This is a genomic window from Bacteroidota bacterium (genome assembly GCA_018698135.1).
Lineage (GTDB): Bacteria > Bacteroidota > Bacteroidia > CAILMK01 > JAAYUY01 > JABINZ01.
The window spans coordinates 1-21955 of record JABINZ010000255.1; the positions used below are offsets into that span (position 1 = coordinate 1).

Here is a 21955-nt window from a genome sequence, read left to right on the forward strand (position 1 = left end):
AGAGGAATATGAATATACCACACAAATTTGACAATGCTGATGGAATAATTTTCCCAAGATTTTAGCAAAGCATTTCTTGGAACTTGCAATGAACAAAAATATCCCGATTTTTATTTAATTCAATACTACAAAGACTGAAGTCTTCATTTTATTATTTCTCACAAGTCACCCTTCGGAAGACTTGCTAGAACAGTATGTTAAAGTTGTTTCAAGAGTTTAGCGAAGCATTTCTTGGAACTTTCAAAGAACAAAAATCTCCCGATTTTTATTTAATTCACTACTGCAAAGACTGAAGTCTTCATTTTATTATTTCTCACAAGTCACCCTTCGGAAGACTTGCGAGAACAGTGTTTATAATGTTGTTTCAAGAGTTTAGCGAAGCGCCTCTTGGAATATTTAATAAAATAAAGCCTCCTGACTTTAACATTGTAAAAGAGGAATATGAGTAATGCATACAAAATTGACAATCATGATGGAATAGTTGCCCCAAGAGTTTAGCAAAGCATTTCTTGGAATTTTCAAAGAACAAAAATATCCCGATTATTATTTAATTCAATACTACAAAGACTGAAGTCTTCATTTTATTATTTCTCACAAGTCACCTTTCGGAAGACTTGCTAGAACAGTATGTATAATGATGATAGTATCCATTATAAATATAGCCTCGGTTTCCAATTACTTAGAACACCTGCCTATTCAAATTATATTTGATTTTAATTAGAACTCTCCTCAGTATGTGATTTTTTCCAAGGTGGCAATAGCCAAAGTAATCCTGCCAAAATAAGGAAAGGAACAATAAGCCAAACAAGCCCCATCAAAAAGCCTTCTGATCCTATTAGCTGTAATTTGAAATGTGTAAAGCCATAAAAACTTTTTGAAAATAGTTGTCCTCCGATAACAACATTCCAGCGCATGAAAAAAATACCAATTAAAACGAGCAGGCTGATTATAAAATAAATGAACTTTCGCACATTCTCCTTGGGTTTATAAAACTGCATAAAACCAAGTGCTAATAATGGAATAATCATTCCTATAAAGACCTGCATAATGATTAAGGTGAAATTTAACTTACCTGATACCAATAGGGAAATAATCTCAAAAGACTCTTCTGCTTCATAAATTCGGTGAATCTGATCTAATGCCTCCAGCGTAAAATCCAAAATGATTACGTAAAACAAGTATTTCGCAATTGTATCCAGACAAAGCATGTCGATTTTCTGCTTTCGTAAATAATTTACAACCATATAGACAAACATAACCAAAGCAATACCAGAAACCATAGCCGAAAAAAGGAATATGACTGGCATCATGACAGACGACCACCAAGGATTTGCTTTCACCGAACCAAAAATAAAGCCGACATATCCATGCAAAAGGAAGGCAGAAGGAATACCAATTACAGTAATGATGTACCCCAGTTTTTCATCCCATTTTAAAGCTTTAGGAGAAATATCCATCACACCCAGCGTCAGTATTTTATAAACCCATTTCATTATTCCTTTCTTTTCATTTGACCAGATCACCAAATCCTTTCGATAATCAAACCATATTTCAAGAAGAAGAACAACCATCAGATACCACACATAAACAAAACCAAATATAGCCATGGCCGAAGTTGGATTGGGTGTAATCATTAATTCATAAAACCGGCCTGGATGTCCCAAATGGTTAATAAGTGGCATAGTTGCAATTAGCAAGAAAGCTAAAGCAGTTAATAAAGACAGGTGATAAGTTGGTTTTAGTGCTTTTACATTAAAAACTCGATTCAGCGAAGCCAAAATAAAAGCTCCAGCTACCAATCCTGTAATATAAGGGTATAATACAATAAGTATCGACCAACTTAGCTCAATTTCATTTGGATAAATAAAACCATCCACTTTTGAAAGAGCTTCATACAAATGTGCTACATGATCCATATTAGCGTACCTCCTGATTTAAACCGTTATAATATAATTTACTACCCGTATTTAAATGCGATTTCAATACATGACAATTGTGTTTCTTAATAAATTTATGTAAGTCCCCCTTTTTGTCTCTTAAATCCCCAAATATTCTAGCTCCAGTTGGACAAACATCCATACAAGCAGGAGGTAATCCTTTGACAATTCGATGATAACATAAGGTACATTTATCCACCACTTTCTTTTCAGGATGTATATAACGACAACCATAAGGACAGGCTTGAATACAATATCTACAGCCTATACAATATTCCTGATCTACTAAAACCACACCATCAGGACTGTCGAAAGTTGCCCCAACTGGGCAAACCTGAACACAGGGCGATTTATGACAATGATTGCACATCTTAGGAACAAAAAATGATTTCATGATGTCTTCATTTTCAACATCTTGATCAAATCCATCTATCCCTCCATTGGGAGCCTGAACAATCACTTCTTCATTCTCCATTATGGTATATTTTTCAACCCATGATCTGAAATAGAATGGTTCTTCAGGAACATCATTTTCTTGTTTGCACGAACTGGCGCAATTGCCACATCCTATACATTTTTCAATATCAATACCGATTCCATACCAAGGGCCTTCTCCTTCCGGTTCTTTAGCCGCAAAAACCATTATTTTGAAAGGTTTTAATGCAGATGTTAAAACAATACCTCCTGTTATAAAACCAGCAGTCTTGATAAATTTTCGTCTATCCTTTTCAGGACTTTTGTTGTTTATTATTGCCATGGTTCATGTGGATTATGACATTTAACACAGTTTTTTCCTTTGTTATGTTCTTCAATGTCAATTTGCAAAACATAATCATCCGACCGAGCAGTATTTAGTGAATGGCATTTACCACAAAAATCTCGACCTCCAGGTTTGAGAATATCTTCTGATTCCTCTGAGATGTTGTGTAGATGAGCAGGACCATGACAACTTTCACATGAAATAACATCATGTAATCCTTCTAGTTTTAATTCTACAATATCATTATGACATTCCTTGCAAGATTCCTCACCCTGATACTTTGCTTCCAAAGCAGCATTTTCGGCAATAGCTAAAAATCGATAATGACCTTCTTCTCCAAAGGATTCTGGAATAAGAAAATGGCGTAAAACTAGGAATAGTCCAATTACAATTGCAAAAACAATTAGTAATCTCTTAATTTGAAGTGGCATACCTAAATTGTTTAAATGTTAAACGCTCTTGGTATTAGTGCTTTGCCCTTTTATCTATTTGCTTAATCAGATTATTAAAAATAATCACGTGAAAAGGCAAAAAATTATACCAATATATATGTCCTCTCCAACCATTCGGTTGAAAATATGCATGCACAGTTAGTTTGTTGTATTCTCCCTCTGGATCGACACAGAATTTCAACCAGGCTTTTCCGGGTAATTTCATTTCAGCCCGAAGCAATAACAGCCGATCTTCTCTTAAATCTTCAACTCGCCAAAAATCAATGACATCATTAATTCTAATACTTGATGAACTTCTTCGACCACGAGATGTACCGATACCCATTAACACACGATCAAACATGCCTCTTAGCCTCCACATCCAGTTAGTATTAAACCAACCCTCTTTTCCCCCAATTCTACAAAAAGAATCAAATAAATCAGAATCTCTGTTTTTTGTTTTTAAAGAATAAATAGCTTGGTATCGTGCAGGTTTTGAAAGCTCTGTCAATTTCAATGCAAGATCATGAGCTGGGGGATAGGCATCCGACCAACGAGTATAAATTTTATCTTGCTCTTCTCGAGTCATGGCTTGTAAAACAGCCTCTTTATAGGTCAATGGCTTAAAATTCAATATTTTCTTTATGTCCTCGCTTTGACAAACTACTTCATTTTTACAGCCTTCCATGAGGCATAAAGTAATTGGGGCAGGTACCGGAGTTAACAAACTGGCAAAGTATCCATATAAAGTAGCATTTGAAAAAAAAGAAGGAAGAAACAACCTTCTTTTCCCTAATATTGATGCCAGTTCTTTCAGCATCATTTCATATGTTAATATATCTCCTCCTCCAATATCATAGTATTTATGTTCATATTCCTCTACTTCCAGCACACCAACCAGATACTTCATAACATCTTCAATAGCAATAGGTTGACTTTTTGTTTTTGCCCAATAGGGAATTAAAAAAACAGGGGAGTTTAACACCAGATTCTTAACAATTTCGTAAGATGCACTCCCAGGACCAATGATAATAGCAGCCCGTAATGAAATAACAGGAACTTTTCCTAACATCAACTCTTCAGCCACCTTCATTCTACTATCTAAATGATGTGACAGATTCGCTTCTTTTTTACCCAGTCCGGTCAGATAAATAATGCGCTTAATCTCCATTTCTGCAGCTGCATCTCTAAAATTCTCTGCGGCTCTAATATCAAACATTTCAAATGCCATTTTTCCTAATAACAAAGAATGAATCAGGTAAAAAGCTGTATGTACTCCTTTTAATGCCTTCTTAAGCTGATCGATATCTATGGCATCGGCCTGAACAATTTCAGCACCCGGCCATCTTTCTATATGTTCTGGAGAAATTACCCTGACCATTACACGCACCTGATATCCCCTATCCAAAAGCACTGGGACCAAACGCCCACCAATGTAACCAGTTGCACCTGTTACCAGAATGATACCCAATTCAGGTTTAGGATTTGTTGGTAAATCCTTAATTGCTTCGTCAATAACCTGGTGTAATTCCATACTTTAGGAATTTAATTGTTTACCAGTTTTTCTCACGCGCCATACTTTAATGAAGACAAAAATATAGGAAGTCCAAACACTAAATAGAAATGTAACAAAAGCAATTAGCATCCAGGTAGGTGGATCAGTTGTCCAAAGTTTGCCATGAGCTTCTAATTCTAATTTGGTTTTTTCACCCCAGTCAATACTGTTTACAGCAGATATGTTTGCATATTTTTCATTATCCAATATCCTTGCATTAAAAATCAGTAATCCATTTTCATCACCCGGAAGGTTTTCTGGAAAATCAACATAAGCTATCCCATCGGACAAATGAACATTTTCAATGAGCAAATCACCAAATAAAGTTGGACTGCTAAGACTACATTCCACCAGATCAGATATCAAAATCCATTGATCATCAAACTTTTCTTTTGCCCGTATAATGATTGATTTTTGATTCTCAATTACTTCAAATGATATTTCCAATGATAATTCAACCGCTTGATAGTTAGTATCTTTTTTACTGGAAAACGAATCTTCAGCAAATACAAATGCTGAAGGTATCAGAAACAATAGTACTGAAATACAAGCACCGAAAACCTTCATTATTTTTTTAATAATCTTGTAATTCATAGCATTAATCTTGTTTCTTTTCCAGCTTCTTTGCAGGTTTATTTAAAATTGATTCAGTGAGCTGAACAATGGGGATTAACTTAGTTACAACAGTCACTAAAAATAGAAAAAGAGCCAATCCTGATAGCGTTAAAATCCATTCAACCCATGTGGCAGAATAATGTACATATTCAGGACGTGCATCTTGAATTGGAAACAAGGGAGTTTCAAGAGTTGGTATTATACTGATATAGCGTTTGACCCACATGCCAACCAATATGATGATAGAAGCAATACCAATACTGGAGATTGATTGCAATTTTTTTATTCCTACAATTAATATAGGAATGATAATTCCTATGATATTAGTAAACAAAAACAACCAACCATACTGCTTAAAGTCCAATAAGCGTTTTATCAATTGCGCATCCCATTTTTTGAAACTATACCACATGGAGAAATATTCATTAAAATTAAAATATGCATAGACAAATGCAATAACAACTAAAGCAATACCAACATACCTAAAATGCATGTCGGTAATGTATTCTTTCAAATTATAACGCTTCCGAAATACCCACATAAGCAGGATAACAACGGCAATTCCTGAATACAAAGCTGCAAAAACGAAATAGGGTCCGAATATGGTACTATTCCAACCGGGTCTAAGCGTCATGCCAAATATCCAGGACAAAATGGTTGTCAGAAAGACTGAAATTGGGATAAGAATCGCAGCCAAAGTTTTCAGAGCAATTCGTAAATCTTTTTGCTGTTTTTCAGTGTTCTTATAATTAATTGACAAGAAACGGTACACTTTAATTCTCCAATTTGGTAATCGTAATTCATTTGAATCTCGTAAATAAGCTAAATCAGGAACAAGCAATAAATACAAGAACGCAATATTGCCAACTAAATAAGTGATCATGACAAAAATATCCCAAATAATAGGCGAAGGAATTCTTCCATGAATGAGTAATAGATAAACTCTATCAATTCGACCCAGACAAAGAAGAATATAGAGAGGACCAATTAAACCGCAGGTTACCGATACAAGCTGAGTGATTCGAACAATAGGGGCTCTCCAGCTAACGCGGAACAAAACCAATAAACCAGAAAAAATTCCACCGGCATAACTAACTCCCATAAAGAACACAAAATTTGAGATATAAATGCCCCACACAACGTGGTCGCGCATGCCGGTTATTTCATGTCCATGAATAATTTGCATGATTAAGGCCACAAATCCCAATAGAATAATACAAACCAATATAAACATCCACACATAACCAAATAAACCACGTGAATCTAATTGTCTGGCAAAACTTAATAGGTTATAAAAATCTTTTACTTTGTCTTTCATAAAGCCATATTGCTAAAATAAAATTCTATGCATCAATGGAAATATCGATTCCATCAGGTATATTGTCTAATCCATTTTCAACAGGAAAAATCCGATCTACAGGAGGTAGATAATATACACTGGGTTCGGTTCCTAATTCATCGGCATACTGATAACCACCCTTATTTTTTATCATTTCACTAAATCTGACTACTTCTTCGCCATTTGAAACAGCGTCTTCATTAAAATCTCCATAATAAATAACACCATTGGGACAAGCAGTAACACAAGAAGGCAATACTCCTTTTCGAGCCATTTCAGGACAGAAATCACATTTACTAACTGTTCCATGCACGCGAGGATGACCCGTTTCAGGTGAATATTCGGCACCATCATTTGCACTATCATGTTTTGCCCAATTAAAGATTCTGGCAGAATAGGGGCAACCAGTCATACAAAATTTACAACCAATGCAAATTTTATTATCAATTAATACAATACCATCCGAACGTTTAAAAGTGGCTCCCACCGGACAGAGACTGACACAAGGTGGGTTGTCGCAATGAAAGCAAGGCTTTGGCATCCAATAAGCAGCTGTATTTTTTGAATCTTTCATCAAATACACTTTCAAATACTCCATGTGAGTAGGCAAGTGATGCATTTCCTGACAACTTTCAACACATTTTCTTGCATTCTTACATTTTGAAAGATCGATAAGCATGACAAATTTCCTTCCTGCTATACCCTTTCTTGATTCTTTCCGATTTGCACCTTGAGGACAAGCTTTCAGTTGACTCTTATTCACTTCTACAACAGCTCCGTCTTGCGTTAATACATTCACTTTTTCGCCAGAACTTGCTTCTTCATTTTTACATGCGTTCAGCAAAAAACCAGCAGATGTTGTTGCAGCAGCTAGTAAGGCACTTTGTTGAAGAAATTCTCTTCGTGTGTTTTTTTTGTTCTCTTTTTTCTTACTCAAACTTTCTTTTTTAATAATTAATTATTTTAATTATTTATTCCAATAATAGTGCTGTTATCTAACAAACAGCCGCTTAAGTATGGTTTTTAAGAAATTTACTAAAATTTCCTAAATTACCAATTTACAAAAATATTCACATATAACTTATTACTATTTGTCAATATTTGAATATATATATGTCATGAATTTGTTGATATTAATTAATTAGCCGTGTTAAACACCAAAAAATAATTTCAGCTACATTCTTCTATAAGCAATTGGAATTCAGTAAGAATTTCTATTTTAGCTACACTTATAAAATACGATTTAAAAAACACAAATAGATAAATGATACATCCAAGCTTGATTAATCCTGCAAGTATTGTAGTTGTTGGAGCATCAAATAATGTAAAAAAACCGGGTGGTAAGGTTTTGAAGAATCTTTTGGATCACAACTATTCTGGCGAACTTTTCACGGTAAATCCTAAAAAGGATGAGATACAGGGCATAAAATGTTTTAAAAGTGTAAACGATCTTCCACAGGCTGATTTAGCCATCATATCCATAGCTGCAAAAGACTGCGAAGAAACCGTAAAGATATTAGCAAGGGAAAAAGGAACCCGTGCATTTGTAATTTTATCAGCTGGATTTAGTGAAGAGAATGAACAAGGAGCTAAACGCGAAAAAGCAATCGTGGACATTATTGATTCGGTAGGTGGTAGTTTAATAGGTCCAAATTGTGTCGGTTTGTTCAATCAATATCATACGTCTATTTTCACAACTCCCATACCCCTTATTGATCCGCAAGGGATTGATTTTATTTCTGGATCAGGAGCTACAGCTGTTTTCATCATGGAAGCTGCAATTTCAAAAGGCATTACATTTTCAAGTGTTTATTCAGTTGGAAACTCAGCTCAAATTGGCGTTGAAGATATCCTCCAATATTTGGATGAAACATTTGATGCTGAATCTTCTTCGAAAGTAAAACTACTGTATGTAGAGAGTGTTAATAAACCACAAATGCTACTCAAGCATGCGTCTTCATTAATACGTAAAGGGTGTAAGATTGCTGCCATCAAATCAGGAAGCTCTGAAGCAGGTAGCCGGGCTGCCTCTTCTCACACGGGTGCATTGGCTAGCTCGGATGTAGCCGTTGATGCTTTGTTCAGAAAAGCTGGTATTGTCAGAGTTCATGGCCGTGAAGAATTAGCAACAGTTGCATCTATTTTTATGCATCCAGAGTTAATTGGAAAAAATATAGCAATTATTACACATGCTGGAGGACCAGCTGTTATGCTTACTGACTCCTTGTCAAAAGGGGGTTTGGAAATCCCTGCAATTGAAGGTGCAGAAGCAGATATTTTGTTAGAAAAGCTTCTACCGGGTTCATCAGTTGCTAATCCCATTGATTTTTTAGCAACGGGAACTGCCGAACAATTAGGAGATATTATTGATGCATGCAATAACGACTTCGACCATATTGATGCGATGGCCGTCATATTTGGTAGTCCGGGTTTAGTACCCGTGTATGATGTTTACGATCTTTTAGATGAAAAGATGAAAACATCCAAAAAACCTATTTATCCTTTGCTACCATCTATCATTAATGTGAAAGATGAAATTGAACAATTTTTAGCGAAAGGTAGGATCAATTTTCCAGATGAGGTAACCTTCGGAAATGCACTGTGTAAAGTCTACAATAATCCACCGACAGAGTCAGAAAATATTGAATTACCAGCAGTTGATCAGGTAAAAATCAGACATATTATTGATAAAGCTGAGAATGGTTATTTGATGCCAGAACAAGTTCAAGAAATATTAGATGCCTCAGGAATTCCAAGAGCAGGAGAAGCTATTGCCAGCTCAAAAGAAGAAGCTATTTTAAAAGCCAATCAATTGGGCTTTCCTATCGTCATGAAAGTAATCGGACCAGTGCATAAGTCGGATGTAGGCGGTGTTGTTCTACATATTAAAAATGCAGAAACTGTTGGAAAGGAATTTGAACGAATGATACAGATTCCAGATACGACTGCTATTTTATTACAACCTATGCTTTCAGGAACTGAATTATTTGTTGGAGCTAAAAAAGAAGAAAAATTTGGGCACATGGTACTTTGCGGTCTGGGTGGTATTTTCATTGAAGTATTGAAAGATGTAAATGCTGGCTTGGCTCCTATTTCTGATCAGGAAGCTGATTGGATGATCAAGAATTTAAAAAGCTACAAAATAATTGAAGGAGTACGTGGTCAGGAAGGAGTTAATGAAAGTCTTTTCAGAGAAATTGTACAACGAGTTTCTGTATTGGTTAAAATTGCACCAGAAATTTTTGAAATGGATTTAAATCCCTTATTGGGCAAAACTGACAAAGTTGTTGCAGTAGATGCCAGAATAAGGATTGAAAAGGAGTAAGCTGAGGCGAAGGCAACAATTTCAACTTCAGTTTACCCTTATACTTTAAACAAAAAACATGGTAGTTAAAATTATAGTAATTGCATTGTATGCCCTCATGATTATTATTGTGGGGATCATTGGCATGAGAAAAACGAAATCGTTTAAGGATTTTCTTATGGGTGGTGGAAATGTTGGTCCATGGATGACTGCTTTCTCATATGGAACAGCCTATTTCTCAGCAGTAGTCTTCATCGGGTTTGCCGGTAAAGTTGGTTGGGGTTTTGGTTTATCGGGCATGTGGATAGCACTTTTCAATGGAATGATAGGCGTTCTTGGTGTATGGGCTGTTCTTGGTTGGAAAATCAAGAAAATTTCAATTGAAATGAAAATTTCAACTTTGAGTGAATTCCTAGAAAATAGATATAAAAGTCCATTTTTAAAGTTAATAGCATCTATTGCCATTTTTGTCTTTCTAATCCCCTATTCCTCTGCTGTGTTTATTGGCTTATCAAAGCTTTTTGAATATTCATTTACAGGTATTGAATATTGGCATGTAGTCGTTTTCATCGCTGTTTTTACGATCATTTATTTGGTTTTGGGTGGTTATAAATCAATGGCTATTATTGACACAATATTTGGATTTATCATGATCATTGGTGTTGGCATAATGATTTTCTTTACTCTACGGGAAGGAAACGGCTATTCAAACATTGTAGCAGATCTGAAATCAATAAATCCTAAACTAACGCAAGCAATTGGCCCTCCGGGCTGGTGGCCTCTTTTATCATTGGTTTTTTTAACCAGCGTTGCTCCATTTGCCATGCCTCAGTTAATTCAAAAATTTTATGCAATAAAAGATAAAAGATCAGTAAGAATTGGCATGATTGGCTCTACCCTATTCGCCTTACTAATAGGATTTGTCGCTTATTTTATTGGATCAACCACCAGAGTGTTCTTGAAAAACCCTCCATTGAGAGTTGATGGCACACTGGATTTTGATGCTTTTATGCCTGTTTTACTCAATGATGTCATTCCAGAAAATTTCATGGTCATTATTTTGATATTATTGCTCTCAGCCTCTATGTCAACTCTGGCATCTTTGATTTTGGTATCCAGTTCTTCCATGGTTAAGGATTTTTACAATGGATTTATTAATAAAAATGTTTCCGACAAAAACTTAACCACGCTGATGAGAGTTGGCAGTGCAGTTTTTGTTATCATTTCAGCTGGAATAGCCATCAACCCACCTGATACAATTGTTGCTATTTTAGGTATATCATGGGGCGCTTTAGGAGCCACTTTTTTAGGACCATTTATTTGGGGGCTTTTTAGTAAAAAAGTTAATAAAACAGGAGCAATTGCATCCATGATTGGTGGACTTAGTGTAGTCCTGGTTTTGGCCATTGGAATTCCCGGTGTTGTTGAAAAGATGGCATCACCACAAGCTGGAACTATTGGGATGTTAGCTTCCTTGGCAATCTGCCCAATTTTTAGCTTCTTTGGAAAACCGCAAGAATAAATTCCACTAGCGTCCATGAATAGAGCAGATGCAATTTGTTTGTTTGGAGTGATCGTTTTCTTCACTCCTTTTTTCATTTTCAAACCACTCACTAGCTTTTATTGGGATTTTAATACACATCACCCCTATATCATGGCTTTCATAAAGTTTTTCCTTTTAGCACCTTTTGGTGAAATGTTGGGATTAAGAATACTAAAGGGCGTGTATCATGAGAAAGGATTTGGATTGCTTCCAAGAGCACTTGTTTGGGGATTTTTAGGTATAAGCTTGAAAATGGCCTTCGACATTTTTGCACACGGAGCGCCAGCTATGTTGATCAATATGGGGATGAATATACCAACAGATATTCTACTACAACCTCTTTCGCTATTGAAAGTATTTGTTACGTTTACCATTGGAGCTACTTTAAATCTATTTTATGCACCCATGCTGATGGTTACGCACAAAATCACCGATGAACATATTAGAGATACTGGTGGTAGCTTGAAAGGCTTTTTCAGCCCCATGAAGTTTGGTGAACGAATGGCGAATCTAAATTGGCGAATTCAATGGAATTTTACCTTTACAAGAGCAATTCCATTTTTTTGGATACCTGCTCAAACCCTAAATTTTCTATTACCCGATGAATACAGGATTTTAGTAGCTGCGATATATAGCATAGTTCTAGGTATTTTACTAGCCTTTGTCAGTATGAAATCTTAGATTGGGTAGGTCGAATTTAAATCTTTAAACCACTGCATAAATCAAAAAAGTTCGTTAAATAATTCCTCCTCAATTGATTCATAAGTTTCCTTGTAAAATAAATTTCGATCATCAGGTAGGTTTATTAAATCTTGAGCCAGCTTTATATTAACTACACTTGAGTCATTATTCAGAAAATGGTTAAATGAACTATATAGCCAGTTCTCCATTTTTATTACCAATTTAGCTTTTAGAGGATTTTGATGGATATAGTTAAAGCAAATAAATGCTAAATCTGAGTTGCCATTCTCTAACTCCAGCTGTTTTGATTTTGTATGTTGTTGAAATAATGATCCAGTTCTTTTTTCCTGTATATTAATAGCTCTTGTATACGAAGTTAAACATGTCCTTAATTGATTTGAAAACTTACTGTGAACATAGTTTTCAGGAATATGGATCAACAAATGAAAATGATTTGGCATTAGACAAAACGATAATATATCTACAGATGGTTTAATGTACTTAATAATTTTTCGAATGAAATATTTATAATTTTCATCTGTGAAGAATATTAATCCTTGATTGTTACCTCGATTGTAAATATGATATAACTGACCTATTTCATGATCCATGTGAAAAGAATTTATCAAAGTTATTAAATATTTGCTGCATTTTAGTGGTAGGCCGACTTCAAGTCGCACTACCACTGAATATAAGTTGTTTTATCATTCAGGAAACTGTTTTCAATTATAAAAAAGTAGTTCGAGCTAATCATATTTTGCTTTATCATTTTTCATTTTGCTTCATTTAGTATTTGAGTTACTTCAAGTCGCACTACCACTGAATGTAACAATTTTGGGTCGATGGCCGTCATACAGGAAATCGCATTATTATGAAAAAGTACTTTCTACTTCTCTTATTTATTCTCATTGTTGTTTCATTGTGTTTATGTTAGAAAATGAGTATTATGATTCTAAAAATATTGCACAAAATTTAAGCAACCAAAAAGCCCAGATAAACATCTCATAGCAAAACAAATCCATGAGATATTTATTTACCCTTTGCATATTCAGCATTTTACTAGCATCTTGTTCAAAAAAAGACCTTTTAATAGGATTAGATCCTGCACTAAATGAAAGTATAGAAGGTAGCTGGATGCATGCTTACTATTCAGATTCTTTACAGATTTTATCCGCTTCCAACAAGCTCAAAAATGATGCATATGGATTTACTTTTGAGAATAATGGAACGTTTAAGGAAAATAAAAATGCAGGTGGATGTGGCACCCCTCCAATTACTTATAAAATGTATGATGGAAAATGGAAGAGGACATCTGATAGTGTTTTTACGATAGATACCGAATTTTGGGGTGGCGAAATAAGTTTCGAATTAAGGGTTATTAGCATAAGCCCTGATACAATTAAGATACACACCAGCTATTAGGAATTAGGAATTTCTGATTCCTGTCTCTTCAATTAGATTTTAGATTTCCGTAACTTGCATTTAATATCTTCACTTGAAGGCAATTAAATAGTCAAAAATTCTGTGATATGAGTATTTCAACGAAAAGCGGTGATAAAGGCAAAACAGGTCTTTGGTCGGGAGAAAGAGTTTGGAAAAACAATGAAAGAGTTGAGGCATATGGAACCATTGATGAATTGAATTCATTTTTAGGAGAAGCCAAACATTATGTTGAAACAAAGACTATTTTCGAACAAATCGAAATTATTCAAAATGATTTATTCCGCGTTGCAGGTCAACTCGCATCCAAAGACAAACTATTTGTTGAGCCCATTGAGGAAGATGATGTTGAAACAATTACCAATTGGGTACATCTGTTTGAAAAAGAAGTCAAATTAACAGGTTTTGTTATTCCTGGCAGCACGCTTTCATCTGCAAAACTAGATATTTGTAGAACTATTGCCAGACGTGCTGAAAGGGTCATTATTGGCATTCAACAAAATGAATCTATTCCAGAAAATCTCATTCAATATGTAAATCGCTTATCTGATTTACTATTCATAATGGCTCGAAAGGAGGAACAGATCAAAGACAAAATTCAAAAGAAAAAGTGGATTCACTAATAGATTTCTATCCACTCTAGCCAGATCCAGACAATGAAACAAACTCCCTATATAGCTTCACTTATTGAAATGGGAGAAAGTTTAACCTTGGATTTCAAGCATAATATCAGTGATTCAAGAAAAATTGCAAAATCCCTTGTCGCATTTGCCAACACTTCTGGAGGCACATTATTGGTTGGTGTACGAGATAATGGCAGTATTGCTGGAATAGTATCAGAAGAAGAAGTGTATATGCTAGAGGCTGCTGCAAACTTTTATGCCAAGCCAGAAATTATACTGGAAACAAAAGTTTGGAGAGTTGATCACAAAAGTGTTTTGGAGGTTAAAATTTCACCTTCCGAAACAAAACCTCATTTTGCACAGAATGAGAGCAATAAATGGCTTGCCTACATCCGTGTTAATGATAATAATATTCTGGCAAACAAGGTATTATTAAAAGTTTGGGAAAGAGAACAAAGACAAAGAGGAATTTACCTTAAATATCGAAAACGCGAAGAACTGCTTCTGAAAGCTTTAGAGGAAAATGCAGAAATGAGTTTTAGTCAGGTGCAAAAAACAGTTAAACTACCCAAGCATGTAGTCGAAAATATACTTTGTAATCTTATTTGCATTGATATTATCAAAATGAACATCAGCGAAGAACGATTTAGCTATTCTCTGATTGAAGAGGAAAATCTTTTTTATCAAACTAAGTAGTATGAGCTATTGTAGAATGATAATAATTTCTAATTTCGTAGACTAATCAAATTCAGAATATAAATAAATGCTATTTAATTCTCTTGAATTCCTTGTGTTTTTCCCAATAGTCTTCCTATTGTACTGGCATGTTTTCAAAAACAACCTTCGCATTCAAAATGTTTTACTTTTATTAGCTAGCTACGTATTTTATGGATGGTGGGATTGGCGCTTTCTGGGACTGATAATCCTTAGTTCAATCACGGATTATATTTTAGGGCAGGAAATTTTTAAATCTCAGACAATCCAGCGAAAAAGGTTATTTCTAATTTTAAGTCTTCTAATTAATCTTGGTATTTTAGGTTTTTTCAAGTATTTCAATTTCTTTGCTGATTCTCTGGTATATAGCTTTAATCAACTAGGGATTCATATTAATGCTGTGACGCTAAAAATTATTTTGCCTGTTGGAATTAGTTTCTACACTTTTCAAACACTTAGCTACACCATCGATATTTATCGAAAAAGGCTGGAACCCACTAAGGATGCGATTGCTTTTTTCACTTTTGTAGCCTTTTTTCCTCAATTGGTGGCTGGCCCTATTGAAAGGGCATCAAATCTCATCCCCCAATTTCTAAAGAAAAGGGAAATCGGATATGAACAGGCAGTTTCTGGACTTCGATTAATACTCTACGGATTTTTCAAAAAAGTAGTTATAGCTGACAATTTAGCTACATATGTAGAAATGGTTTACAATGATCCTGCTAGCTTTAATGGGTTTCAGGCTGCATTGGCTACTGTTTTCTTCGCATTTCAAATTTATTGCGATTTCAGTGGGTATTCAGATATTGCCATTGGCACAGCCCGTTTGTTTGGCATTAATTTAATGCTGAATTTCCGGACACCTTATTTTTCCGCTTCGATAAAAGAGTTTTGGACCCGTTGGCATATTTCATTATCCACTTGGTTTAGGGATTATGTATATATTGGTCTTGGTGGAAATAAAGTAACTCAAAAAAGATGGGCTTTTAACATCTTTATAACATTTGTTATTTCTGGATTATGGCATGGAGCTAATATAACTTTCATTATCTGGGGAGCTATTCATGGTTCTTTTTATATGATTGAAAAATTCTTAAAAACTTTAATTCCAAAAGTTACAATACCCAAAATAATCAGGATAATTATAACATTTGTGATCGTAAATATAGCTTGGGTATTTTTTCGAGCATCCAGTCTGAGTCAAGCAAGAGAAATTATTTCTTCAATTTTTACAAGATTTGAAATTCAATCAATTTCATCCTCTTTTCAGGCTTTGTTTAGTTCGGGAAAGGATATGTTCTATATTTTTCCTTCATTAGTCCTCTTTTTTATCATTGAATTACTTCTTGGTTCCAAATCGATTGACCATCTTTTAAATCCTTTAAAAAGAGGATTCAGATGGCTGATTTATATACTAATACTGACTTGGATACTTGTTTTTGGTGCTTTTGAAATAAATCAGGAGTTTATTTATTTTCAGTTTTAATCATGCAGAAACTCTATAAAAAAATAGTCCTATTTATCATTCCATTCATAGTGGTTCTGATGTTGATCCTATTCTTGCCTTATGATAAGAAATTTGCATACCACAAAATAACTGGAGGTTGTTCGATTGAATATGCCTACCACAGAATAGTTGAGGATACGACAAAACTTGATATCGTATTCATCGGATCATCCAAAACACATTGTGGTGTAAATGATCTGCTAATTCGCATATTATACGAACATGAGTATAAAAAAGAAATAACCACTGCAAATATCTCATTTTGCGGTACAGGACGAAATCTTCAGCATAGTATTGTCAAAGAGTTATTCAAACACAAAAAGCCAAAGGCTATTGTAATTGAAATTCGTGAAAATGAAGATCCAAATGGACATATAAGCTATGGAGTAATTGCCGATGCGAAAGATATATTATTAGCTCCTATCCTGAATAACAAGAACTATACGAAGGATATTTTCAATGGCATAAAAAGTAGATATGATTATTTACTTTGGGGCAATTCGACAGACTTAAGCTATCATGGTCCTAAATATGGCTTTGGCCCCAATTACCGAAATGCTGATTCTGTTTATCTTACGTATTTTTATACCAATAAATTAAAAAAATTGCAGCATAAAAAATTGATCAATAATATCAATAGACTTTCAAAACACTATTTGGAAAAGATCGTTCAGCTTGCTCATGAAAATGATTGTCAAGTGTATTTCTTATATCTTCCTTCATTTGGATTTACAGGTGAATTAATTCAATATCTTGATTTTTATAAAGCAAATGGAACAATTTTGTACCCGCCAACCTATTTTATGAGTGACCATAACTATTGGTCGGATCAAAACCATTTAAAACGAAATGGAGCCGATTCATTAACAGCATGGCTGGCTGAAGAAATGTTAATTGATTTAGGGGAGATTAAACAGAACTAATCAAGTTGTTTTTTATGGAGTAAGCAGTCATTTCAGCATTATTATCAAAATGCATTTTTTCCAATATTCTGGCTCGATAGGTACTAATTGTTTTGATGCTTAACACCATATCTTCAGCTATTTTGGTTAATGAATGGCCTTTAGCAATCCGACACATAACGTCTAATTCACGATCAGATAAGTCTTCATGCAATTGAAAAGTTTTTGATTCGAATAAATTATCGGCTAATTGATCAGCTAGTTTGTTACTTATATATCGTCCGCCTTCCAGAATTTTTTTGATTGCTTTAACTAATTCTTCCGGTGCACTTTCTTTACATAAATATCCGGATGCTCCTCCCTTTAATGCACGGATCGCATATTGATCCTCGGGATGAATACTTAAAACCAAAACGGCAAGTGTGGGATTGCTTTGTTTGACTGTTTTAAGCACTTCCAAGCCATTGATGCCTGGCAAATTAATATCAAGCAATAATAAGTCAAATTGTTCTTCAAATAATTTTTCAAGAACCTTTTCACCGCTCTCTACTTCTGAAGTTTGGTATTCACCCTCCCATTGAAGAATTTGTATTAAACCCTTACGTATGATTGGATGATCATCCGCAATAAGTATCTTAATCATGTTAAGTTTTGATGGCTTTTATTCAAAAATACAAAATATTAGCCAGATCATCTTACAAACGACAGGAATACAAAAAAGAAATAAATGAAACTGAAGTAAGATTATTATTGAATACTATTTTTTTTAATTTCCATTGTATCTCGTGCAATTACCAACTCTTCATTCGTAGGAATAACCATTAATTTAACTTTCGAATCATCACTGCTAATAATGGCTTCTTTTCCTCTAAGCTCACTATGTTTATCCATATCAAGCGAGGTTCCTAAGAATTCAAGGCCTAAACAAATTGCACCCCTGGTATTGATATCATTTTCACCTATTCCACCAGTAAAAATAATTACATCAACTCCATTCATAGCAGCAGCATAGGCTCCAATATATTTCTTCACCCGATATTGATACATATCCATGGCTAACTTTGCTCTTTCATTGCCTTCTTCAACAGCATTTTCAATATCGCGCATATCGGATGAAATTCCTGATACACCAAGCATTCCACTGTGTTTATTAATAAGTGTATTGGCTGCTGAAAGTCCAATTTCCTCTTTATCCATGATATAGGTGAAAGCACCCAAATCCAAGTCTCCACAGCGTGTTCCCATTATCAAACCTTCTACTGGAGTTAAACCCATACTCGTATCGACTGACACACCACCTTGAATAGCTGCTATTGAAGCGCCATTGCCCAAGTGACATGAGATTATTTTTAGATCTTTAACATCCTGACCTAAGATTTCACCACATCGGTGAGAAACATATCGGTGACTGGTTCCATGAAAGCCATATCTTCTTATTCCATACTTGGTGTATAAACTATAAGGAATAGCATACATATAGGCATGAGGTTCCATCGTTTGATGAAAAGCGGTATCAAAAACTGCTACTTGCATGACATTGGGTAATAATTCATCAATAGCATAAATACCTTTTAAGTTAGGCGGATTATGTAAAGGAGCTAAGTCGGAACACTGTTCTACTTTTTCGATCATTTCCATGGTAATTCGGATACTCGCTTTAAACTTCTCCGCACCATGCACCACTCGGTGTCCAACAGCATCAATTTCTTCTAGTGATTTGATACAGCCATGTTTTTCACTGATTAGTACACCAACAATATATTCAATACCAATTTGATGATCTAATATTTCACCCTCCAACAATAGCTTATCGCCATCAAATCTTTTATTCTTTAGAAAAGAACCATTTAAACCAATTTTTTCAACAACACCTTTGGCTAACACCTCTTCGGTTTGCATGTTGAAAAACTGGTACTTGATAGAAGAACTTCCACAGTTCAGAACTAATATTTTCATTTTTTTTGTTTAATGTCGCTTATTATATTTCTCTTCCAAGATTAATGATGGAGCCTGCTTTTGAGCGTCTTTTTTCATTCTCATAAATATAGAACCCTTCTCCGGTGCGTTTTCCCATTAAATTAGCCCGAACCATTCGTTTAATAATGGGTGATGTTTTATACTTTTTATCACCAAATTCATCATATAGTCCTTCCATCCATTTTAAAAGCTTATCCAAACCAATTTTATCTGCTAAAGCAAAGGGTCCCAGTTGCATGCCAAAGCCGAGCATCAGCGTGTTATCAATATCTTCAACTGTTCCAACACCTTCCATCAGTAATTCACAGGCTTCATTTATTAGCGGAATGATAAGTCTGGTAGAAATATTTCCAGGTGAAGCAGTTACATGGATAATCTTTTTCTTGATTACTTTCGCAAATTTCTCAATTATATCGCTGGTTACCTGATTTGTAATAACACACTTATTAACCTCAATAATATCCACTGATGAAGCTGGAGAAATGAAATGAATTCCTATAGAGCGTTCAGGATGGTTTAACACGATGGCTAAATCAGCAATTAAAACAGTTGATGCATTTGAAGCAATAACGGTATCCTCTCCAACACATTTTTCGATGCTCTTAAAAACTTCTTTTCTGCTTTCGATATTACTAACCGATTTCTTGGTATTAATACATTCGATAACAATATTGCTATCTACTAAATCACAAAAATCTGTTGAAAATTGAATACGCGACAGTATGGCTTTTTTATCTCCCGTTGTCATTCCCCAACGATTGATTCTTATATCCAACAAATTGCTTATCATCCCTTTGATTTCTTCAATACGATCAGGATTCAAATCAATAAGAATGACATCGATACCTGCTTTACTAACTTCCACGGCAATTTCCTGTCCCATGGAACCACCTCCCACTAAACCAACTTTCTTTATTGTTCCCTTGGTATTTGTTGCTCGCTTACCGAGTGCATAATCTTCTAGTCTTTCGGCCATAATTTCTTCGTTTTTGTATTTTAAAATCCAGCTGCCTGATTTGCAGTAATAGCAACTAAATTAACAATGTCATCAACTGAACATCCTCTTGACAGGTCATTTATAGGGGCTGCCATTCCTTGTAAAACAGGACCAATTGCCTCTGCACCAGCCATTCTTTGAACCAGTTTATAGGAAATATTTCCACTTTCTAAATTTGGAAAAACCAATACATTGGCTTTGCCAGCTATTTCACTATCCGGTGCTTTTTTCTTCCCAATGGCTTCAATAATTGCGGCATCTGCTTGCAATTCACCATCAATTTTTAATCCGGGCATCATTTCTCGTGCGAGTTCAGTAGCTTCTACCACTTTGTCGACCATTGGATGTGATGCGCTTCCTTTGGTTGAAAAACTTAGCATGGCAACACGAGGCTCAATTTTAGCAATATTTCGTGCTGTTTGAGCGCTACAAACTGCAATTTCAGCCAATTGTTTTGCATCCGGATCTGGATGCACTGCACAATCCGCAAAAACTATTAGTCCATCTTCTCCAAATTGCTTGTCCTTTAGCATCATGAGAAAAGCACCTGACACAACACTAATACCAGGTTGAGTTTTAACTATCTGAAATGCAGGACGTAGTACATTTCCAGTGGCATTATTTGCACCAGCTACTTCTCCATCTGCATCACCAGCTTTAATAAGCATAACTGCTAAATAGAGAGGATCTTTCAATAATTCAATTGCCTTATCTTTTGTTAATCCCTTGTTTTTTCTAATCTCAACAAAAATATCAGCATAAACATCCATTTTGCTATAGGTTTCGGGATTTACGATAGTTGCCTTTTGGATATGTTTTAAACCATACTTGCTGGCTTCATTCAAAATGGCCTTTTCATCTCCAATCAGAATGACCTGACAAATCCCTTCTTCGATTAAAATATTTGCTGCCTTAAGCGTTCTTTCTTCCATACTTTCAGGTAGGACAATTCGCTTATTCAGCTTCTTCGCATTTTCCTTTATTGAGTCTAATAATGGCATTAAATAAGAATTAATTGTTATTTAAATAACAGTAAAACATGTGGCAAATGTAAGCGATATTTTACAAAGAAATTAAGAAATTTAAAAAGAAATCAGTAGTTGTATTTATTGCCATTGTGGGCAATAGCAAGGCTTTTGCCCTTGCTTTTTTCTACTCGCCCGACTACTTTTGCATTGATATTAAAAGCATTTGAGATGGCCAATATTTTCGCTGCATTTTCAGCAGATGTATAAAATTCCAATCGCTGTCCCATGTTAAAAACCTGAAACATTTCCTTCCAATCGACACTTGATTGTTCCTGTATATGTTGAAAAATTGGTGGGATGTCAAGAAGATTATCTTTTATAATATGTAAATCATTTACAAAATGTAATATTTTAGTTTGACCTCCTCCTGTATTATGAACAATACCATGAATTCCACTGCCTAACTCCCTCACAACTTGTGCAATAAGTGGCATAAAGGTTCGTGTTGGTGACAGCAGCAGTTGACCAATATTCATCCCCTCAACTTTCGACTTATCCGTTAGCTTATGTTTTCCTGTATAAACATAATCAGTATCGATATGCGGATCAAAACTCTCGGGGTAGTTTTTTGCATAGGATTTCTCAAGCAATTCGTGTCGGGC

21 protein-coding genes are annotated in these 21955 nt (G+C 34.9%); 8 read left to right on the forward strand and 13 right to left on the reverse strand.

Annotated features, from left to right (window positions below; all coding sequences use genetic code 11):
* Positions 1-713 precede the first annotated feature (713 nt).
* The 7 genes from nrfD (HOG71_15860) to HOG71_15890 all read right to left on the reverse strand — a co-directional run bounded on the left by nrfD (HOG71_15860) (position 714) and on the right by HOG71_15890 (position 7316).
* Complete coding sequence (gene nrfD / locus HOG71_15860) at positions 714-1916, reverse strand: polysulfide reductase NrfD (GenBank protein MBT5992324.1); 1203 nt, start codon at positions 1914-1916, stop codon at positions 714-716.
* 1 nt (position 1917) lies between these two features.
* On the reverse strand, positions 1918-2580 hold the full coding sequence (locus HOG71_15865) for a 4Fe-4S dicluster domain-containing protein (protein MBT5992325.1): 663 nt from the start codon (positions 2578-2580) through the stop codon (positions 1918-1920).
* A 104-nt stretch (positions 2581-2684) separates the two neighbouring features.
* Positions 2685-3128 (reverse strand): hypothetical protein, encoded by a 444-nt coding sequence (locus HOG71_15870; GenBank protein ID MBT5992326.1) that lies wholly within the window; start codon positions 3126-3128, stop codon positions 2685-2687.
* Positions 3129-3162: 34 nt separating this feature from the next.
* Complete coding sequence (locus tag HOG71_15875; protein ID MBT5992327.1) at positions 3163-4662, reverse strand: DUF2867 domain-containing protein; 1500 nt, start codon at positions 4660-4662, stop codon at positions 3163-3165.
* Positions 4663-4665: 3 nt separating this feature from the next.
* Complete coding sequence (locus tag HOG71_15880) at positions 4666-5277, reverse strand: hypothetical protein (GenBank protein MBT5992328.1); 612 nt, start codon at positions 5275-5277, stop codon at positions 4666-4668.
* Between the two features lie 4 nt (positions 5278-5281).
* Complete coding sequence (gene nrfD, locus HOG71_15885) at positions 5282-6616, reverse strand: polysulfide reductase NrfD (protein MBT5992329.1); 1335 nt, start codon at positions 6614-6616, stop codon at positions 5282-5284.
* 25 nt (positions 6617-6641) lie between these two features.
* Positions 6642-7316, reverse strand: coding sequence for a 4Fe-4S dicluster domain-containing protein (locus HOG71_15890; GenBank protein MBT5992330.1), 675 nt, complete (start codon positions 7314-7316; stop codon positions 6642-6644).
* 585 nt (positions 7317-7901) lie between these two features.
* On the opposite strand from HOG71_15890, the gene HOG71_15895 reads away from it, so the two are divergent.
* Genes HOG71_15895 through HOG71_15905 form a run of 3 tightly spaced genes read left to right on the forward strand, consistent with a single transcriptional unit; the run spans position 7902 to position 12165 of the window.
* Positions 7902-9962: a CoA-binding protein gene (locus HOG71_15895; protein MBT5992331.1), complete on the forward strand. Its 2061-nt coding sequence runs from the start codon at positions 7902-7904 to the stop codon at positions 9960-9962.
* 58 nt (positions 9963-10020) lie between these two features.
* Positions 10021-11463 carry a sodium:solute symporter gene (locus HOG71_15900; GenBank protein MBT5992332.1) on the forward strand — a complete coding sequence of 481 codons (1443 nt, stop codon included), beginning with the start codon at positions 10021-10023 and terminating at the stop codon, positions 11461-11463.
* A gap of 15 nt (positions 11464-11478) precedes the next feature.
* Positions 11479-12165 (forward strand): hypothetical protein, encoded by a 687-nt coding sequence (locus tag HOG71_15905; protein MBT5992333.1) that lies wholly within the window; start codon positions 11479-11481, stop codon positions 12163-12165.
* A gap of 41 nt (positions 12166-12206) precedes the next feature.
* On the opposite strand, the gene HOG71_15910 is transcribed toward HOG71_15905, so the two are convergent.
* Positions 12207-12776 carry a transposase gene (locus tag HOG71_15910; GenBank protein MBT5992334.1) on the reverse strand — a complete coding sequence of 190 codons (570 nt, stop codon included), beginning with the start codon at positions 12774-12776 and terminating at the stop codon, positions 12207-12209.
* Positions 12777-13185: 409 nt separating this feature from the next.
* Here HOG71_15910 and HOG71_15915 point away from each other — a divergent pair, with 409 nt between their 5' ends.
* The 5 genes from HOG71_15915 to HOG71_15935 all read left to right on the forward strand — a co-directional run bounded on the left by HOG71_15915 (position 13186) and on the right by HOG71_15935 (position 17372).
* The gene (locus tag HOG71_15915; GenBank protein MBT5992335.1) at positions 13186-13587 is read left to right on the forward strand and encodes a hypothetical protein; all 402 of its coding nucleotides are present in this window, start codon (positions 13186-13188) and stop codon (positions 13585-13587) included.
* A 107-nt stretch (positions 13588-13694) separates the two neighbouring features.
* A complete protein-coding gene (locus HOG71_15920) occupies positions 13695-14228 on the forward strand; it encodes a cob(I)yrinic acid a,c-diamide adenosyltransferase (GenBank protein ID MBT5992336.1) in 534 nt (177 codons plus the stop codon).
* A gap of 33 nt (positions 14229-14261) precedes the next feature.
* Positions 14262-14924 (forward strand): ATP-binding protein, encoded by a 663-nt coding sequence (locus tag HOG71_15925; GenBank protein ID MBT5992337.1) that lies wholly within the window; start codon positions 14262-14264, stop codon positions 14922-14924.
* Positions 14925-14991: 67 nt separating this feature from the next.
* Positions 14992-16428, forward strand: coding sequence for an MBOAT family protein (locus HOG71_15930; protein MBT5992338.1), 1437 nt, complete (start codon positions 14992-14994; stop codon positions 16426-16428).
* Positions 16429-16430: 2 nt separating this feature from the next.
* Positions 16431-17372: a hypothetical protein gene (locus HOG71_15935; GenBank protein MBT5992339.1), complete on the forward strand. Its 942-nt coding sequence runs from the start codon at positions 16431-16433 to the stop codon at positions 17370-17372.
* Here HOG71_15935 and HOG71_15940 read toward each other — a convergent pair.
* From HOG71_15940 to HOG71_15960, 5 genes are all read right to left on the reverse strand, one after another.
* Positions 17359-17994 carry a response regulator transcription factor gene (locus tag HOG71_15940; protein ID MBT5992340.1) on the reverse strand — a complete coding sequence of 212 codons (636 nt, stop codon included), beginning with the start codon at positions 17992-17994 and terminating at the stop codon, positions 17359-17361. The two genes, HOG71_15935 and HOG71_15940, sit on opposite strands and share 14 nt — an antisense overlap.
* Positions 17995-18098: 104 nt before the next feature.
* Positions 18099-19307: an acetate kinase gene (locus HOG71_15945; protein MBT5992341.1), complete on the reverse strand. Its 1209-nt coding sequence runs from the start codon at positions 19305-19307 to the stop codon at positions 18099-18101.
* A 22-nt stretch (positions 19308-19329) separates the two neighbouring features.
* A complete protein-coding gene (locus tag HOG71_15950; protein ID MBT5992342.1) occupies positions 19330-20304 on the reverse strand; it encodes a 3-hydroxyacyl-CoA dehydrogenase family protein in 975 nt (324 codons plus the stop codon).
* Positions 20305-20324: 20 nt separating this feature from the next.
* Positions 20325-21326: a phosphate acetyltransferase gene (pta, locus tag HOG71_15955; protein MBT5992343.1), complete on the reverse strand. Its 1002-nt coding sequence runs from the start codon at positions 21324-21326 to the stop codon at positions 20325-20327.
* Positions 21327-21418: 92 nt separating this feature from the next.
* Positions 21419-21955: phosphoribosylformylglycinamidine cyclo-ligase (locus HOG71_15960; protein MBT5992344.1), on the reverse strand; the 537-nt coding region annotated here is incomplete at its 5' end.